This window comes from Pseudomonas sp. BF-RE-25, assembly GCF_019956105.1.
Taxonomy (GTDB): Bacteria; Pseudomonadota; Gammaproteobacteria; order Pseudomonadales; family Pseudomonadaceae; genus Aquipseudomonas; species Aquipseudomonas migulae.
The window spans coordinates 68,610-86,414 of the sequence record NZ_JAHBDB010000066.1; the positions used below are offsets into that span (position 1 = coordinate 68,610).

16 protein-coding genes are annotated in these 17,805 nt (G+C 60.4%); 5 read left to right on the forward strand and 11 right to left on the reverse strand.

The window, feature by feature from the left end:
* Positions 1-4 precede the first annotated feature (4 nt).
* The 9 genes from KGB24_RS24805 to KGB24_RS24845 form a co-directional block, all read right to left on the reverse strand.
* Positions 5-631, reverse strand: a complete 627-nt coding sequence (locus KGB24_RS24805) for an ABC-type transport auxiliary lipoprotein family protein (protein WP_223413974.1) — start codon at positions 629-631, stop codon at positions 5-7.
* A complete protein-coding gene (locus tag KGB24_RS24810) occupies positions 628-1,566 on the reverse strand; it encodes an MlaD family protein (protein WP_192228125.1) in 939 nt (312 codons plus the stop codon). The genes KGB24_RS24805 and KGB24_RS24810 overlap by 4 nt, the downstream gene beginning before the upstream one ends.
* A gap of 1 nt (position 1,567) precedes the next feature.
* Positions 1,568-2,371 carry an ABC transporter ATP-binding protein gene (locus KGB24_RS24815; RefSeq protein WP_223413975.1) on the reverse strand — a complete coding sequence of 268 codons (804 nt, stop codon included), beginning with the start codon at positions 2,369-2,371 and terminating at the stop codon, positions 1,568-1,570.
* On the reverse strand, positions 2,368-3,516 hold the full coding sequence (locus KGB24_RS24820) for an ABC transporter permease (protein ID WP_032828683.1): 1,149 nt from the start codon (positions 3,514-3,516) through the stop codon (positions 2,368-2,370). The genes KGB24_RS24815 and KGB24_RS24820 overlap by 4 nt, the downstream gene beginning before the upstream one ends.
* Before the next feature lie 54 nt (positions 3,517-3,570).
* A complete protein-coding gene (locus KGB24_RS24825) occupies positions 3,571-4,599 on the reverse strand; it encodes a DUF5924 family protein (protein ID WP_192228126.1) in 1,029 nt (342 codons plus the stop codon).
* Positions 4,600-4,806: 207 nt separating this feature from the next.
* Complete coding sequence (locus tag KGB24_RS24830; protein ID WP_223413976.1) at positions 4,807-6,183, reverse strand: M16 family metallopeptidase; 1,377 nt, start codon at positions 6,181-6,183, stop codon at positions 4,807-4,809.
* A gap of 181 nt (positions 6,184-6,364) precedes the next feature.
* Positions 6,365-8,023 (reverse strand): Na/Pi cotransporter family protein, encoded by a 1,659-nt coding sequence (locus tag KGB24_RS24835; protein WP_008027617.1) that lies wholly within the window; start codon positions 8,021-8,023, stop codon positions 6,365-6,367.
* 316 nt (positions 8,024-8,339) lie between these two features.
* Positions 8,340-9,107 carry a TerC family protein gene (locus tag KGB24_RS24840; RefSeq protein ID WP_192228129.1) on the reverse strand — a complete coding sequence of 256 codons (768 nt, stop codon included), beginning with the start codon at positions 9,105-9,107 and terminating at the stop codon, positions 8,340-8,342.
* An 85-nt stretch (positions 9,108-9,192) separates the two neighbouring features.
* Positions 9,193-10,500 (reverse strand): CitMHS family transporter, encoded by a 1,308-nt coding sequence (locus KGB24_RS24845; RefSeq protein ID WP_008027613.1) that lies wholly within the window; start codon positions 10,498-10,500, stop codon positions 9,193-9,195.
* A gap of 439 nt (positions 10,501-10,939) precedes the next feature.
* Here KGB24_RS24845 and KGB24_RS24850 point away from each other — a divergent pair, with 439 nt between their 5' ends.
* Positions 10,940-11,341, forward strand: a complete 402-nt coding sequence (locus KGB24_RS24850) for a GFA family protein (protein WP_223413977.1) — start codon at positions 10,940-10,942, stop codon at positions 11,339-11,341.
* On the opposite strand, the gene KGB24_RS24855 is transcribed toward KGB24_RS24850, so the two are convergent.
* Positions 11,342-11,668 (reverse strand): DOPA 4,5-dioxygenase family protein, encoded by a 327-nt coding sequence (locus KGB24_RS24855; RefSeq protein WP_008044035.1) that lies wholly within the window; start codon positions 11,666-11,668, stop codon positions 11,342-11,344.
* Positions 11,669-11,749: 81 nt separating this feature from the next.
* Here KGB24_RS24855 and KGB24_RS24860 point away from each other — a divergent pair, with 81 nt between their 5' ends.
* Positions 11,750-12,412: an NAD(P)-dependent oxidoreductase gene (locus tag KGB24_RS24860; RefSeq protein WP_223413978.1), complete on the forward strand. Its 663-nt coding sequence runs from the start codon at positions 11,750-11,752 to the stop codon at positions 12,410-12,412.
* Between the two features lie 83 nt (positions 12,413-12,495).
* On the opposite strand, the gene KGB24_RS24865 is transcribed toward KGB24_RS24860, so the two are convergent.
* Positions 12,496-13,446, reverse strand: coding sequence for a choline sulfate utilization transcriptional regulator (locus KGB24_RS24865; protein ID WP_223413980.1), 951 nt, complete (start codon positions 13,444-13,446; stop codon positions 12,496-12,498).
* A 114-nt stretch (positions 13,447-13,560) separates the two neighbouring features.
* On the opposite strand from KGB24_RS24865, the gene betC reads away from it, so the two are divergent.
* From betC to KGB24_RS24880, 3 genes are all read left to right on the forward strand, one after another.
* Entirely contained in the window at positions 13,561-15,075 is a 1,515-nt protein-coding gene (gene betC, locus KGB24_RS24870) for a choline-sulfatase (protein WP_223413981.1), read from the forward strand.
* 16 nt (positions 15,076-15,091) lie between these two features.
* On the forward strand, positions 15,092-16,012 hold the full coding sequence (choX, locus tag KGB24_RS24875) for a choline ABC transporter substrate-binding protein (protein ID WP_008027600.1): 921 nt from the start codon (positions 15,092-15,094) through the stop codon (positions 16,010-16,012).
* Positions 16,013-16,167: 155 nt separating this feature from the next.
* Positions 16,168-17,736 carry a SulP family inorganic anion transporter gene (locus tag KGB24_RS24880; protein ID WP_223413982.1) on the forward strand — a complete coding sequence of 523 codons (1,569 nt, stop codon included), beginning with the start codon at positions 16,168-16,170 and terminating at the stop codon, positions 17,734-17,736.
* The last annotated feature ends 69 nt before the right edge of the window (positions 17,737-17,805 follow it).

Sequence of the window (17,805 nt, forward strand, 5' to 3'; positions counted from 1 at the left end):
GGGTTCACGGTCGTGGTGGCGGCGCGACTTTCTGTCCTTGCTCAACCGCCCAATCCACCACCTGCGCCGTCAGCTGATCGCTCGCCAGGCCAAACCCGGCCACCACCGCCGGCACCTTCACATCGCTCAGCGGCTGACGCACTTCGAAGCGGCGGCTGGCGAGAATGCGCTGGTCGTAACCACGCACCAGCAACGCATCCAGACGCACAACGACACTCGCCGCTGTGCCTTGGTATTCAGTCTGGAACGCTTGCAAACTCCCGCCCAACTCCAGATCCGCCTGGAAATTGCTGTCATCGGTGCTCAACAACGGCACCCGGCCATCGCGCTGGAAACCATCGAGCAGACGATTGCGCAGCAGCACCGGCGCCGGATCGCTCCAGCGTGAAGCCTTGTAGCTGCTGATCAGGTCGCCTTGCGGTATCACGGCGATTTGCGGACTGTTCAACGCCTCGCTGGCCTGCGGTTTGGTGAGGCGCAGTGACCAGCGTTGCGCCGTGCCATAACTGCCCGAAACGCTGCCCTGGACCGAAGGCAACCGATAGACGTCGGACGGTTCGGACTTGGGCAGGATCGAGCAGGCGCTGGTCAGCGTAAAAACGCTGAGGAGGGCGATGTGAGTCAGCTTCATGGCGTGAACTCCTTGTTCTTGTCATTGCCCAGCAAGTAACCGCTCGGGTTGGCTTCCAGGCGCTGGGAGATGGCGCGCAACGAGGTCAGGGTGTCGCGCAACTCACGTACAGCCGGGGCCAGGCCATTGAGGCCTTGCATGCCGCTGTTGAGCGAATCCTGGTTGTTGGTGAGCAATTTGTTGATGGTTGCGCTGCTTTGTTCCAGCGACTTCATGGCTTGCTCGGCGCTGCCGAACATCTGCGTGCCCTGATCGGTGAGCAGGCCGTTGGCGTTGCGCATCAGGGCGGCGGTCTGTTCCAGCGTCGCCGTCGCTTGTTTACCGATGGCAGAGAGTTGCTGCATCGCCTGACGGATGTCACCGCGCTGATCGGCGATGGTGCCGGTGGTTTGTTCCAGGTGTTCGAGGGTCTTGCTGATGCGCTCGACGTTCTCCGACGAAAACATCTGATTGGCGTTGTGCATCAACACGTTCACGCCGGCCATCAAGTCGTTGCTGTCGTTGAGCAAACGGGCGATGGGCGAGGGCGAGGCCACAATCGTCGGCAAGTTGCCGTCGTGGCCCTTGAGCGTCGGGCTCTGCGGTGTACCGCCACTGAGCTGGATGATCGAGGTCCCGGTGATCCCGGTCAGCGCCAGTTTGGCCTGGGTGTCTTCCTTGATCGGCGTATCGCCGCCGAGGCGAATCCGCGCCAGCACGCGACGCGGATCTTTCGGGTCCAGGCGCAAGCTCACCACATCGCCGACCTTGATCCCGCTGTACTGCACGGCGCTGCCCTTGGACAGGCCGCTGACCGCCTCGTTGAAGACGATCTCGTAATCCTTGAACTCGGTGTCGACGCTGGACTTGGCCAGCCACAGGCCGAAGAGCAGGGCGCTTGCCACCACAATCACAGTGAACAGGCCGATCAATATGTGATGGGCTCGGGTTTCCATGTCAGACCTCGTTAAGCTGTTGAGCAGCTGACAGCGCCGCGCGGCCGCGAGGGCCATGGAAGTATTCGTGAATCCACACGTCGTCGGTTTCCGACACCTTGTCGATGGCGTCCGCCACCAGCACTTTCTTCTGCGCCAACACCGCCACGCGGTCGGTGATGGTGTAGAGCGTGTCGAGGTCGTGGGTCACCAGAAACACGCTCAACCCCAACGCGTCGCGCAGGGTCAGGATCAATTGATCGAAGGCTGCCGCGCCAATCGGATCGAGGCCGGCGGTGGGCTCGTCGAGGAACAGGATGTCCGGGTCCAGCGCCAGCGCCCGGGCCAGCGCCGCGCGCTTGATCATGCCGCCGGACAGCGAAGCGGGGTACTTGTCGGCCGCCGACAGCGGCAACCCGGCCAACGCCAGTTTCACCGCCGCCAGGTGTTCGGCATCGTTGCGGCTCAGCCCGGCGTGTTCGATCAGGGGCAGGGCGACGTTCTCGGTCACGGTCAGCGAAGAGAACAGCGCGCCTTTCTGAAACAGCACACCGAAGCGCCGTTCGACCATCGAGCGCTCGTGCTCGGACAGGGTCGGCAGGTTTTTACCAAACACTTTCACCACGCCTTCGCTGGGCTGGCGCAGGCCGACAATGCTGCGCAACAGCACCGACTTGCCACTGCCGGAACCGCCGACCACCGCGAGGATTTCGCCCTTGTACAAATCCAGGTCGAGGTTCTCGTGCACGCTCTGGCGACCGAAGCGATTGCACAGCCCACGGACCTCAATCACCGCCTCGGAGGGCGCTCGGGGTAGACGACTCACCAGCCCATCTCCATGAAAAACAGCGCGGCCACGGCGTCGAGCACGATCACCACGAAAATCGACTGCACCACGCTCGACGTGGTGTGCGCCCCGACGGACTCGGCGCTGCCGCTGACCTTGAAGCCTTCAAGGCAACCAATGGCGGCGATCAGGAAGGCGAAGATCGGCGCTTTGACGATGCCGACCAGAAAGTGTTGAACGCCGATGTCGGTTTGCAGCAGCGACAAGAACATCGCCGGCGAGATATCCAGCGCCACGGCGCAGACCACGCCACCGCCGACAATCCCCGAGAGCATCGCCACAAAGGTCAGCATCGGTAGCGCCACCAGCAGCGCCAGCACGCGTGGCACCACCAGCAACTCCATCGGGTCGAGACCCAAGGTTCGGATGGCGTCGATTTCTTCGTTGGCTTTCATCGAGCCGATTTGCGCGGTAAATGCACTGGCGGTGCGCCCGGCCATCAGGATTGCGGTCAGCAACACGCCGAATTCACGCAGGAAGGAGAACGCCACCAGGTCCACGGTGAAGATGCTCGCACCGAAACTCGCCAGTACCGTTGCGCCGAGAAAAGCCACCACCGCACCCACCAGAAAGGTCAGCAGGGCAACGATGGGCGCGGCGTCGAGGCCGGTCTGTTCGATGTGCGCGACCATTGGCGTGATGCGCCAGCGCTTCGGGCGGAACAGCCCACGGGCGATGGTTTCCAGAATCAGACCGACAAAGCCCAGCAGTTGCAGGGTGTCTTGCCAGACGGCATCCACTGCGCGGCCGATACGGGTCAGCAACTGAATGCCGACGCTGATTTCCGCTTCCTTGATCGGTACGCAAAAATCGGTCATCGAACAATAAACGGTCTGCAACAACGCACGATCGGCGACAGACAAGGTGCAGTCCGGATGTTCGGCGGATTTGCCGAGACGGTCCGAACCGAGCAATTCCACCAGCAGCGATGCCCCGGCGGTGTCGAGTGCGCCGAGGCCATTGAGGTCGATGTGGGTTTTGTCGTCGTATTGGCCGCGAAGCTTTTCGCTCAGGTCCTTGAGTTCGGCGTAATGGGCAAGCGTCCAGTCACCCGTCACCCGCAACTGAGCGGGGGAGTGAGCGGCGTCCAGTTGGGCATTGCCGGCCATTGTGCTGCTGGTCATAAGCTCCGTGCTTGTTCGGCTGTTACGCAGAGCTACGTAATAGCACGAACCGCATTACTTTTCTTTGGTCGGTGTGCTGTCCGTGATCGTGAAGCGCAACACGCCGATCAACTGGCCGTCCTCGGTCAGCACCCGAACCTGCCACTTGCCCGCCGGGTTACCGGGGAAGTTCTGCTTGTGAGTCCAGGCGCGATAGCCTTCCTTGCGCCCGCCGTGGATGTCCAGGGCGATGCGGTCGACCTCTTTGCCGTTGAACTGCCACACATGGTAAATGCGCTCGTCGAGACCGCGCGGGGCGTTGATCGCGGTGTAGGCGTACAGGCCATCGCCACGGATCTGCTCGGCGCTGACTTCCTCCAGACTCTTGCCCGGCGTGCGGTCCTGCATTTGCGTACTGATCGCCACATCGGTCATCCACAGCGTGGCCGGCGGCACCCACGAGCGCAGCACCCAACCCACGCCGCCGATGCCGACGGTGATGCTCAGGATTGCCAGCGCGTTGCGCACAGTGCGAATAGGGAAGATCGACGCCAGGCTCGGGAACGACAGCACGACGGCGGTGCCCAGCGCCAGTTTGAAACTCTGGGAGGTGGTCAGGTGCAGGATGACGGGCAGGGCGGTCAGCAGCGCGGCAAACAGCGTCAGCGTATGCAACGCCAGGAACGCCCAGCGCCGGGGCGCCAGCCACTTGTAGTAGAGCGGATCAGTGATGGAAATCAGCGCGGCGATGCCCAGCAGCCCGGTGAAGAACAACTGGCCGCTGTTCCAGGTGGTGGTGATGAAAAAGAATGGCAGGACAAAAAACAGGCTTTCCTGGTGAATCATCTGCGTCGCATAACGCAGCAACGGCTGGGGAATTTCCCGTTTGAAGATTCGGGTGAAGAGCTTGGTGAGGCTGTTTTCCAGCATCAGCCAGATCCAGCTCAACACCATGATGATGGTGATCCACGTCGCCAGGCCTTGCTGACGATCCACCAGCATGAAGCTGCCGACCCCGGAAATGAAACCGCCGAGCGCAATGACCCCGGGATAGCGCTTCATCAGTTCGAGGATGCGCTGTACGAACAAGGTCAGGGTAGGCATTCGGCGGTTCACAGTAGTCGTAGGAAAAAACCCCGACAGGTTACCGCCCGGGGGGCGGTGTGGCGAGGGTGAAGTAGCGTTCGCTGGCCTACGCAAAACTGTAGGAGCCGGCTTGCTGGCGATGGACTCAAAGGCACCGCGTTTATTCAGAAAATACGCGTTATCGTTGACGACCATCGCCAGCAAGCCGGCTCCTACAGTGATTTGTTACCGTCGACGATGGAGGCGCCAGGCCAACAGGCCCAGCACCATCAAAGCGAACACCCCGGCAATTGCCCACAGCACCTGGTCATAACTCATCAACGGCTTCTCGATCCGCAGATAACCCGGCTGCAGGAGCAATTCACGCATGGCCTTGTTGGCTTTTTCCAGCGTAACCCCCTGGAGTTCCTTGGCCGGGTCGGCGAAGCGGCCGTCTTCGTAGTCGCTCAACGCGCTCCAGTAGTAATCGGCCAACGCGCTGTTGCCTTGCACGGCCCAGGCCTGGCGCGCGATGGCGGCCTGCTTGAGGCGGTTGAAGGTGGCGGCGTCCAGGCCGTCCTTGAGTAACCCGGCCTTCAACTCATCCAGCACCTGTTCCGCCGCCGTCACATCGTCGCGCTCAAGGTCGGCGTTGAGGCTCATGAAACCCACGCCGCCAAACACTTCGCGCTCGGCGGAGGGGCCGTAGGACAGACCATGGGCGAGGCGCATCTGGCGATAGAGCGCCCAGTCCAGATAATCCTTGAGCAGGTCGAAGGTTTCGTCGTGCTGATCCGCCAGCACGGGCTCCGGCACCAGCCAGTGCAACTTGGCACCCGCGCCGACAATACCGTGACTCAGCGTACGTTCATGGGCCGCGCTGGCGTTGATCTCCGGCAGCGGCGGGTGATCGGTAGGGTCAACCGCATCAAGCTCGCCCCAGGCCCGCTCCAGATAACCCGGCAGCAAGCGGTCGAGGTCGCCGACCACGATCAGGGTCATGTTATTGGGCGCGTACCAGGCCTTGCGTACCTTCTCCAGTTGTTCGCGGGTCAGGTAATCGACCTCGGCCCGCTCCGGGCACTTAAGGCCCAGTTCCACGGCCAGTTGATTGCTCGCGGTGTGGCCCAGGTCCTGACGATCCAGCCACCGTTGCAGGTGCGAGTAATGGCCGCCGTCTTCGCGCTCGACCACTTTCTTGGCAGCGTTGATCGCGTTGTCGTCGATTCGGGTCTGGGTCAACAGCGCCAACAGCAGGTCGAGGACCTTGCGCTGATTTTTCGCCGGGGCTTCGATGACGAACGTGGTGTCGGCGTTGCTGGTGTAGGCGTTCCACTCGCCGCCCAGCGCCTGCATGCGCTCTTCCAGACCACCTTCGCCAGTGGCGTCGATGCCACTGAACAGCAAGTGTTCGAGCAGGTGCGGCAGCTCCTTGTCGGCGCAGTTGAAATCATCGATGCCGACGCCGACCACCAGGCGAATCGCCACATGCCCGCGCTCGGTGCCGGGCTTGAGCAGCAATTGCAGGCCGTTGGGCAGCGTATAGCCCTCGACCTGGAAGCGGTCCAGGGCAAACGAGGGGAATGATCCAAGCAACAGGCAGGCGAACAACAAACAACGCATAGCGAGTTTCCATACGGCTGATTTGGAGATCCGTGTTGTCAGTCAGGGCCTCTTCGCGAGCAAGTCGAACCGTCGCACCGCCGCTCCCACAGAGGAATGCATTTCAAATGTGGGAGCGGGCTTGCTCGCGAATGGCCATCAAGCTGAATACATATAACTGACTGACCACACTGCCAGACGTTCAAGGCGAATGTGTGATGTCAGCCAAATCATCTACAGCGAGCGCACCGGTGTCAGACGTTTCCAGCACCACGTAAGCACTGCTGCAAAACAGAGAATTCAGACGCTTCATGTCGGCGATCAGCTCCAGGTGCAGCGAGCTGGTCTCGATACTCTGCACAATCTTACGTTGCAACCGGCTGACGTGAGCATGGGCCAGGCGGCGTTCCTGTGCACGAAAGCGACGCTTCTCCCGCAGCAACTGCCGGGCACTTTCCTTGTCGGCGCTGAGGAACACCGACAACCCCAGGCGCAAATTGGAAATCAGCTGGCTGTGCAGCCCCGCCAACTCGTCCAGGCCGACCTCGGAAAAAGACCGGCGCTGCGAGGTTTTCTGTTGCTGCACCTTGCGCAACATGCGCTCGATCAGGTCGCTGGCGAGTTTGAGGTTGATCGCCAGCTCAATGATTTCCGCCCAGCGCCGACTGTCCTGCTCGCTGAGGTCTTCACGGGGCATTTGCGCCAGATAGAGCTTGATCGAGTTGTAGAGCGCATCCACATCATCGGTCAGGCGACGCATTTCCTGGGTGACGGCAGTTTGCTTGCCGCGCAGCACGTCGAGCATGGCTTCGAGCATGCTGTCGATCAGATCGCCGATGCGCAGGGTTTCCCGGACAGCGTTGGCCAGCGCCAGGCTGGGGGTGACCAGCGCCGTCGGATCAAGGTGCCGCGGTTTGGCCGTGCCGTTGATTTCCGGGCGTTCCGGCAAAAGCCATGCGCACAGCCTGGCCATTATCCCGACCGTCGGCAGCAAGAGCAGGCAGCGAGCCGTGTTGTAGAGCAGGTGGAAGCCGATGACCATTTCCTGGGGGCTGAAGTCGAGGCTGTCGATCCAGTGCACCAACGGGTCGAGCACCGGAATGATCAGCAACAGGCCGATCAGCTTGTACAGCAGGCTCCCGAGCGCCACCTGACGCCCCGCGGCGTTCTGCATGCTGGTGCTCATGAACGCCAGAATGCCGCTGCCGATGTTCGCGCCAATCACCAGGCCGATGGCCACCGGCAAGCTGATCACGCTGGCCCCGGCCAGGGTCGCGGTCAGCAGGACGGCGGCTAGGCTGGAGTAGGAAACCATCGCGAACAGGGCGCCGACCAAGGCGTCGAGCAGGATATCGCCGGTCAGCGAGGCGAAGATGACCTTGACCCCTTGCGCCTGGGTGATCGGCGCCGCCGCTTCGACGATCAGTTGCAGGGCCAGAATGATCAGGCCCAGACCGATGGCCACCCGGCCCATCTGGCCGAGCCGCGTCTGCTTGCGCGACAGGAAGAAAATCACCCCGAGAAAAATCAGCAGCGGCGACAGCCATGACAAATCAAACGTCAGCACCCGCGCCATCAGCGCCGTACCGACATCGGCGCCGAGCATGGTCGCCAGCGCAGGCATCAGCGCCATCAGGCCCTGGCCGACAAAGGAGGTGACGAGCATGGCGGTGGCGTTGCTGCTCTGAACCATGGCGGTCACGACTATGCCGGCGATGAACGCCAGCCAGCGCTTGGACATGTTCTGGCCGATCACATGACGCAGGTTGGAACCGTAGACCCGCAGGATGCCGGTTCGGACGATGTGCGTGCCCCAGATCAGCAAGGCCACGGCAGATAACAAATTGAGCAGGGTGAGCATAAGGGCCCCCTGTGGTGGTAGCGCCCCAAAGGAGCAAGTTGACGGTGCCGCGCGACTGTCTACGTTGTGTACTTAAGCTGTAGTTGGCTAACGGTCTGCGCGCCAGCATCGCATAGCTAAAGAGGTGATTGAAACAAAAGTGTCATGAAAACAGCTTGATGCAGACGTGAAAAAGGGGCCCGAAGGCCCCTCTCCAATAACTGTAGGAGCGAGCCTGCTCGCGATAGTCGTTAACGAAGACGCTCGCTTACAGGATAAACGCGGCGTCCCTGAGTCCATCGCGAGCAGGCTCGCTCCTACAGGTTTTACGTGTGACTTACTGCCCAGGAATATCCTTGCGCAGTTTCACCGGATCCTGCTGTTTCTTCTTCTTCGCGATCGCGGTGCGCATCTTGATGTTGATCGCTTCCACCGCCAGCGAGAACGCCATGGCGAAGTAGACGTAGCCTTTTGGCACGTGCACATCGAAGGATTCGGCAATCAGCACGGTACCGACGATCAGCAGGAACGCCAGCGCCAGCATCTTCAGCGACGGGTGCTTGTCGATGAACGAGCTGATGGTGCCGGAAGCCAGCATCATCACCAGCACAGCCACAACAATCGCCGCGACCATGACCGGTACGTGGGAGACCATGCCGACGGCGGTGATCACCGAGTCCAGCGAGAACACGATGTCGATGATCGCGATCTGGATGATGGTGTAGAGGAAGTTGCCGCCCTTGCCGCCCGGCTCTTCATTGGTTTCGTCTTCGCCTTCCAGCGCGTGGTACATCTCTTGCGAGCTCTTCCACAACAGGAACAGACCACCGAAGAACAGGATCAGGTCTCGCCCGGAAATGCCCTGGCCGAACACTTCGAACAAGTCTGCGGTGAGGCGCATGACCCAGGTAATCGACAGCAGCAACAGAATCCGCGTAACCATGGCCAGCGCCAGGCCGAAGATTCGGGTGCGCGCCTGCATGTGCTTGGGCATGCGGCTGACCAGGATCGAAATCATGATGATGTTATCGATACCCAGGACGATTTCCAGGGCGGTCAGGGTAAAGAAGGCAACCCAGATTTCAGGGTTGGTCAGCCATTCCATGTGTATTCCTTTGAGCGAGTGTTAAACCACAAAGGGCCCGGGCTTCAAACAACGAAGCCTGGACCCCCAGTGGTGAGTCTTGGGCTTATAGAGTGCTGAACAGCGGAAAAATCCCCATCAGCAATGCTGCAACCAGTATGCACATGCACACCAGCACTGCCCATTTCAGGGTAAAGCGCTGATGGTCACCGAAGTCGATACCGGCCAGGGCCACCAACAAATAGGTCGATGGTACCAGCGGGCTCAGCAAGTGGACGGGCTGACCGACGATCGAGGCACGTGCCATTTCAACCGCGGTTATACCGTAATGACTGGCCGCTTCGGCAAGTACTGGTAACACGCCGTAATAAAATGCGTCGTTCGACATGAAGAACGTGAACGGCATGCTCACCAGCGCGGTGATCACGGCCAGGTACGGGCCGAGGAAATCCGGGATGACCGCCAACAGGCTCTTCGACATCGCATCGACCATGCCGGTGCCCGACAGGATACCGGTGAAGATGCCTGCCGCGAAGATCAAACCGACCACCGCCAGCACGCTGCCGGCGTGGGCCGCAACACGATCCTTCTGCTGTTGCAGGCAAGGGTAGTTGACGATCATGGCAATACTGAACGCCACCATGAACAACACCGGCAACGGCAGCAGGCCTGCGATCAGGGTGCACATCAGTGCGAACGTCAGGGCACCGTTGAACCAGATCAGCTTTGGACGACGGGCGTCCGGGAACTGCGAAACGCTGATTTCGCTGTGGTCGATTTCATCGCCCACCAGGTGCAGCTCACCCAGACGCGCACGTTCACGTTTGCCGTAGAAGTAAGCGATGGCCAGGATGGCCAGGACACCGGCACCCATCGCCGGAATCATCGGTACGAAGATCGCCGACGGGTCCACATGCAACGCACTGGCTGCACGGGCAGTCGGACCGCCCCATGGCGTCATGTTCATCACGCCACCGGCGAGGATGATCAGGCCAGCCATAATCCGCGGGCTCATGCCGATGCGGCTGTAGAGCGGCAGCATGGCGGCCACGCAGATCATGTAAGTGGTCGCGCCGTCACCATCGAGGGAGACGACGAGCGCCAGTACGGCGGTGCCGACCGAAACTTTCAACGGGTCGCCCTTGACCAGTTTGAGGATCTTGCGCACGGCCGGGTCGAACAGGCCGGAGTCGATCATCAGGGCGAAGTAGAGGATGGCGAACATCAGCATCACGCCGGTCGGCGCAAGTTTGGTGATGCCTTCGAGCATCATCGGGCCGATCTTCGGCGCAAAACCGCCGAACAGGGCGAAGACGATTGGAATGATGATCAGGGCGATCAGCGCAGACAGGCGCTTGGTCATGATCAGGAACATGAACGTGATGACCATGGCGAAGCCAAGGAAAGTCAGCATGGGAATACTCCAGGCGTAGCGCGGCTAGGGAATGGGCGAACCGGGTGGGTCAGCGCAGAACGGGTAGCACGAGGCGTACGGGCGGAGTTGCGGCGAAGCGGCGGGTATCAAAGGACATCAGGGTCACCATTGTTGTTGTTAAATGGGCTGTGCGAGCGATAAAACACTGGCATTGGCCGACCGGTCTGTTGCCGGTAGTGGGGGCGATCCTAATCGGGGAAGCTTTCACCCAGCTTTCGCTGATGAAAGCATTGACCGGATGTGCGACCGGTCGTCGGACGGGGGGCAGGGCGTCAGACCGAGTTGAGGCCATCGCGAGCAGGCTCACTCCCACATTGATCTCGTCGCCCCCCATTCTGTATTCACTGAAGATCTAATGTGGGAGCGAGACCGGCTTGCCGGCGATAGCGTCGGTGCATACGCATCAGGAGGAAACAGCATGGCAAACATTCACACCGGCGGCTGCCACTGCGGACAACTGCGCTATCAATTCAACGGCCCGCTGCACGACATCGCCCACTGCCACTGCTCAATTTGCCGACGAGTCAGCGGCGGGATCGTGACCACCTGGATCACCGTGCCCGCATCGACCTTTGAATGGCTGAAAGGCACACCGGCGCAGTACGCCTCGTCATCCAGTTGCGTACGATATTTCTGCCCGAACTGTGGGGCGCAACTCGCGCTGGTGACACACCTCAATCCCGAGAGCATCGACCTGACCATCGCCACCCTCGATCATCCCGAGCAGGCTCCGGCCGAGCGGCACATCTGGACCGACAGCCGTCTGCCCTGGCTGCACCTGGACGAACACCTGCCGGGCGAAGCCGAAGAAACACTCTGATCAAAAAATAGACAGGTCCAGCGGCCGGATCGCCCCCATCCAGATGGCATGTTCGGTGTGGTCGAGCAGATCGTCGCCGGTGTCCGGGTGCAGGAACACCACCAAACCCTTGCGGTTGAGCGCCAGCCACGGCAATACGTCGCCGATGAGTTCCGGCCCGAATGCCAGTTGGCAACTCCAGTCCGGGTGCGGGCCGACCGGACGTTCGTGCACCCGACCCATTTTCAGCGGGAACAGCTGCGCCGCCCGCTCACACAAGGCTCGTGCCTGGTCGATGGTGCTGGCGTCGAAATACACGTGGGCGTGGTAACCCTTGATCTGTTGCATCTGAAACCCTCTGAATCCCTGTCGAACCCTCACCGTCTCCCACAGGTCAAATGCTATACACCCAGGAAACGGAGCCCAACCATGAAAAATGCCGAAACCCCGGTGGTAAAAGTGGTGCTTTATGGTGCCATGAGTAGCCTGGGCAGTGCGCTGATGGCTGAGATGCTGCGGCGGCAACACGAAGTGATCGCCATCCTCGATGACTTGACGGCACTCGCGCCACGTCCGGGTTTGCGCACCAAGACGGGCGACCTGTTTGAGGCCGAGCGCGTCAAACAAAGCGTCGCGGGCTGTTCGGCCGTCATCTGTCTATTAGACGCACCAGGCTTGCCGTTCAACAGCGAACACGTTGAAAAAACCATTGTTCCAGGCCCGGTCGAACAGGTGCTCGCAGTCGATGCGCTGATAGCTGGCATGCAGGCTGCCGGCATTGCCCGACTGTTTCTGGTGGGGGATTTCGAGGTGTTGGACGACCCGGAGATCGAGGATCAACTGCAACGCCACGCCGCCGAAGAAATCCGCGAATCCCTGCAAAGCAGTAAGTTGCACTGGACGCTGGTGAATGCGCCACGTGGCGTCCCAGGGCTGACGATCGAGCATTTCAGCCACGCCAGCAGCAGCCTGGAACCGGGGCTGGCCGAACCGCTGGATCGCTTGAAACGTGTCGCGATAGGGATCGCCGATGAATTGCACTTCAATCTTCACGTGGGCGAACACGTGAATTTCGTGGCGACTTCAGAGTAGTGAAAAGATCGCAGCCTTCGGCAGCTCCTACACCTAATGCGTTCCCCTGTAGGAGCTGCCGAAGGCTGCGATCTTTTACATGCTCACACCGCAATCGAAGGCAAAGGCAGGCCATTCAGCGATTGCGCACTGCTGGCCTGCTCGGCCATCAACCAATCCACGAACTGTTGAATCAACACCCCACGCCGTTTGCGTTGGGGCAGGACCACGTAATAGCCCTGCCGGGACATCACCGTTTCAGCAATTGGCCGACACAACAAACCTTGCGCCAGCAAGTTATCCACAAGGTGCCGCCAGCCAATCGCCACGCCCTGGCCGCCAATCGCCGCTTGAATCAACAGCGTGTAATTGTCGAATCGCAACTGCCCGGGCGCTGGCGCCGAAGTAATCCCCAACTCGCGGAACACGCCACTCCAGTCGAACCAGTTGCTGCTGTTTTCGCCACGCAGGTGCAGCAGCGGAAATTCCAGCAGCCCCTGGGGCGGCAAGGGCAGGGGACGGTCCTTCAATAGCAGCGGACTGCACACCGGGAACACTTCTTCGCTGAACAGCCAATGGCTTTCGCCCTGTTTAAAACGCCCGTCACCAAACAGCACGGCAACATCGATATCGGTGCGTAGCATGTTGAGACTGCGTTCGCTGGTGACCAGGCTAACGTCCACGTGAGGATTGGCCGCGTGAAAGCGGTGCAATCGGGGCATCAGCCAGTAAGCGGCAAAGGCAAAATCGGTGGCGACCTGCAACACCTCATGCTGTTGCTGTGTACTGATCGCACTTAATCCTGCGTCGATATTCTGCAAACCGAGCTGAACCTGCTCGAAAAGAATAGCCCCGGCCTCGGTCAATTCGATCCCGCGATAAATGCGATCGAACAGCCGTGTGGCGAGTTGATCTTCCAGCCGCTTGATCTGCTGACTGATGGCCGGTTGCGTGGTGCCGAGCTCTACCGCAGCGGCGGTGAAGCTGTGATGGCGGGCGGCCGCTTCGAAAGCGCGAAGTAAATCCAGAGACAAATCACCGAGGGCGTCATACATAAGCTGTGCTTATCCTAGTCATTGCCTGGCATGGGCTTTACCACAAATCACATGGACTCCATGCTCGATTGCAGCACTCTCGCATAAATATTCACTATGGAATGCCGCGATCACATGAAGCGCAAGAATATTCTTTTCATCATGGCCGATCAGATGGCCGCGCCAATGTTGCCGTTCTACGGCCCTTCGCCGATCAAATTGCCCAATCTCAGCCGCCTCGCCGCCGAAGGCGTGGTGTTCGACGCCGCTTATTGCAACAGCCCACTCTGCGCGCCGTCGCGTTTTACCCTGGTCAGCGGTCAGTTACCGAGCAAAATCGGCGCCTACGACAACGCGGCCGATTTCCCTGCCGACGTGCCCACCTACGCCCACTACCTGCGGCGCCTCGGTTATCGCACCGCGTTGTCCGGCAAGATGCACTTTTGCGGCCCGGACCAGCTGCACGGTTACGAAGAACGCCTGACCAGCGACATTTACCCGGCCGACTACGGTTGGGCAGTGAACTGGGACGAACCGGACGTGCGTCCGACCTGGTATCACAACATGTCGTCGGTACTGCAGGCCGGGCCTTGCGTGCGCACCAACCAACTGGATTTCGATGAGGAGGTGGTGTTCAAGGCCCAGCAGTATTTGTTTGATCACATCCGCGAAGACGGCGACCAGCCGTTCTGCCTGACCGTGTCGATGACTCACCCACACGACCCGTACACCATTCCCAAGGCCTTCTGGGATCTGTATGACGACGCTGACATCCCATTGCCCGAAACCCCGGCACAAACCGAGCTCGATCCGCACGCCCAGCGTTTGCTCAAGGTCTACGACCTGTGGGACAAGCCGCTGCCTGTGGATAAGATCCGCGATGCACGCCGGGCTTATTTCGGTGCTTGCAGCTATATCGACAGCAACGTCGGCAAACTTCTGCAAACGCTCGAAGATACCGGGCTGATCAACGAAACGATCATCGTGTTCTCCGGCGACCACGGCGACATGCTCGGCGAGCGTGGCCTCTGGTACAAAATGCATTGGTATGAAATGGCCGCGCGCGTGCCGATGTTGATCAGTTCACCCGGCCAGTTTGGCGCCGGACGGGTCAGCGCTGCGGTTTCCACCGCCGACCTGCTGCCGACGTTTGTCGAGTTGGCCGGCGGCGCTCTGGAACCGGGCTTGCCGCTGGATGGCCGGTCGCTGGTTCCGCACCTGCAAGGGCAGGGCGGTCATGACGAAGTCTTCGGCGAATACATGGCCGAAGGCACCATCAGTCCGCTGATGATGATTCGCCGTGGCGCCTACAAATTCATCTACAGCGAAGACGATCCGTGCCTGCTCTTCGACGTACACAACGACCCGCGTGAACAGGAAGAACTCAGCCAGTCGCCGCAACATCGGCTCCTGTTCGAGGAATTTCTCGCCGAAGCACGGGCCAAATGGAACATCCCGGCGATACACCAACAGGTGCTCGCGAGCCAGCGTCGTCGGCGTTTCGTCGCCGAAGCGCTGACCATCGGCAAGCTGAAGAGCTGGGATCACCAGCCACTGGTGGACGCCAGTCAGCAGTACATGCGCAACCACATCGACCTCGACGATCTGGAGCGTAAAGCACGTTATCCACAACCCTGCCAAAACCAATAATGTTAAGGGGAAGTCCATGCAAAAGTTATCCACAGTACTGACGGTCGGACTGCTGGCTCTGGGCAGTGCGTCGGCGTATGCCGATCAGAGCTGCGAGACGGTGAAAATGGCCGACCCTGGCTGGAGCGACATCGCCGCAACCAACGCCATCACCGGGTTTCTGCTGGACGGCATGGGCTACAAGCCCAAAGTCGACACCCTCGCGGTGCCGATTACCTTTGGCGGGTTGAAGGATGGCCAGGTCGACGTGTTTCTCGGCAACTGGATGCCGGCGCAGCAGGGTTTCTATGACAAGTTCGTCGCCACCGGCGACGTCACGCAACTGGCGAAGAACCTCGACGGCACCGAGTTCACCCTGGCTGTGCCGGATTACGTGTGGGACGCGGGTGTGCATAGCTTCGCCGACCTGAACAAATTCGCCGACAAGTTCGACAAGAAGATCTACGGCATCGGCTCCGGCGCCCCAGCGAACATTTCGCTGCAAGAGATCATCAAGAAGAACGACTTCGATATGGGCCAGTGGAAACTGGTCGAGTCCAGCGAACAGGCGATGCTGGCCGAAGTGTCTCGGGCGGTGAAGAAACAGAAATTCGTGACCTTCCTCGGCTGGACGCCGCACCCGATGAACGTGCAGCTGAAAATGCATTATCTGAAGGGCGGCGAGAAATACTTCGGCGACACCGGCAGCGTCCATACCCTGACCCGCAAGGGTTACGCCGAAGCCTGTCCGAATGTGGGCAAGTTGCTGACCAACCTGAGTTTCACCCAGGAGATGGAAAACAGCATCATGGCGGATGTGGTGAACAAGAAGGTCAGCAATGCGGATGCGGCCAAGGCGTGGATCAAGGCCAATCCGGCGGTGCTGGATAAATGGCTGGAAGGCGTGAAGACCGCGGACGGCAAGGATGCGTTGCCGGCGGTGAAAGCCAAGCTCTAACCCTTTGGGTGGCGAACTGTAGGAGCCAGCTTGCTGGCGATAGCGGTGTATCGGACGCGATAAATGTTGACTGATGCGCCGCCATCGCCAGCAAGCTGGCTCCTACAAGGTGTTGTGCTGATACCCTTGCGCAAAATTTTCAACCGAGAGGACCCATGGCCTTCCCCAGCCGCCATTCACTCTTCCCCTTCCTCACGTGGTTGCCCCGGCAGACCCGCGCCAGCGTCGGCCGTGACCTGATCGTCGGCCTCAGCGGCGCCATTCTCGCGTTGCCGCAATCCATTGCCTACGCGCTGATCGCCGGTCTCCCACCGGAATACGGCTTGTACGCCGCGATCATCCCGGTGCTGATCGCCTGTCTCTGGGGTTCATCGTGGCATTTGATCTGTGGGCCTACGGCAGCGATCTCCATCGTCCTGTTCGCCAGTGTCAGTCCTTTGGCCGTCCCTGCGTCCAAGGACTACATCACGCTGATCCTGCTTCTGACGCTGCTCGCCGGCATTTTCCAGTGGCTACTGGGTTTGCTGCGATTCGGCGCGCTGGTGAATTTTGTCTCGCACTCGGTGGTATTGGGCTTCACCCTCGGCGCCGCCGTGGTGATTGCCATCGGTCAAATGCCCAACCTGCTGGGGCTGGACTTGCCCAGCCAGGCCACCGCTCTGGACAGCTTTTTGATGCTGCTGCAGCACCTCGATGCGGTGGATAAACCCTCGCTCGTGCTGGGGCTGGCAACAGTCGTCGTCGGCATAATCCTGAAAGGGTTGCTGCCTCGCTGGCCGACGCTGCTGATCACCCTGATCCTCGCCGGGCTGCTGGTTTGGCTGTGGCCATCGATGTTCGGCCACGTGAACCTGGTGAGCGCGTTTGTCGGGCGGTTGCCGCCCTTCAGCCCGTTGCCACTGGATCTGGACATGATTTTGCGATTGCTGCCCAGCGCAGTAGCGGTGGGGATGCTCGGACTGGTGACGAGCCTGTCGATTGCCCGTTCCTTGTCGGCGCGCTCGCAGCAATTGCTCGATGCCAATCAGGAAGTCCGCGCGCAGGGTTTATCGAACATGATCGGTGCGTTTTTTTCCGGTTCGCTGTCAGCCGGTTCCTTCACCCGTTCCGGCCTCAGCTACGAAGCGGGCGCCTGTTCGCCAATGGCGGGGGTGTTTTCCGCTTTGTGGGTGGCGCTGTTTGCGATCTTCGGCGCCAACCTGATTGCGCATATTCCGATCCCGGCCATGGCTGGCAGCATCCTGTTGATCGCCTGGGGGTTGGTCGATCATCGCGGTATTCGCGCGTTGCTGCGGGTCAGCCGCGCCGAGTTCATGGTGATGGCGCTGACCTGTGTCGCCACGCTGTTGCTGGAATTGCAGACAGCGATCTATGCCGGCGTGCTCGCGTCGTTGTTTTTCTACCTCAAGCGCACCTCGCAACCACGGGTGCAGCATTGGCGCGACGGCGATGAAGACATTCTGCGGGTCGGCGGTTCGATCTTTTTCGGCGCCAGCCATTACCTGCAAGTGCGCCTGCAACGCATGCACGGGGCGCGGGTGGTGATCGAGGCGCAGCAGATCAACTTCATCGACTATTCGGGGGTGGAAATGCTGCACCAGGAAGCGCGGCGGCTACGCAAGCAGGACCGTAGCCTGACCTTGCGCGGGGCGCGGCCACCGGTGGTGGAGGAGTTGCGAAAGCTGGAAGGCGCGGAGAAATGCCCGATCCATTTCGAAGATTGAAACACGACCCCCTGTAGGAGCGAGCCTGCTCGCGATGGGCGTTAACGATAACGCTGCAAACCTGACACC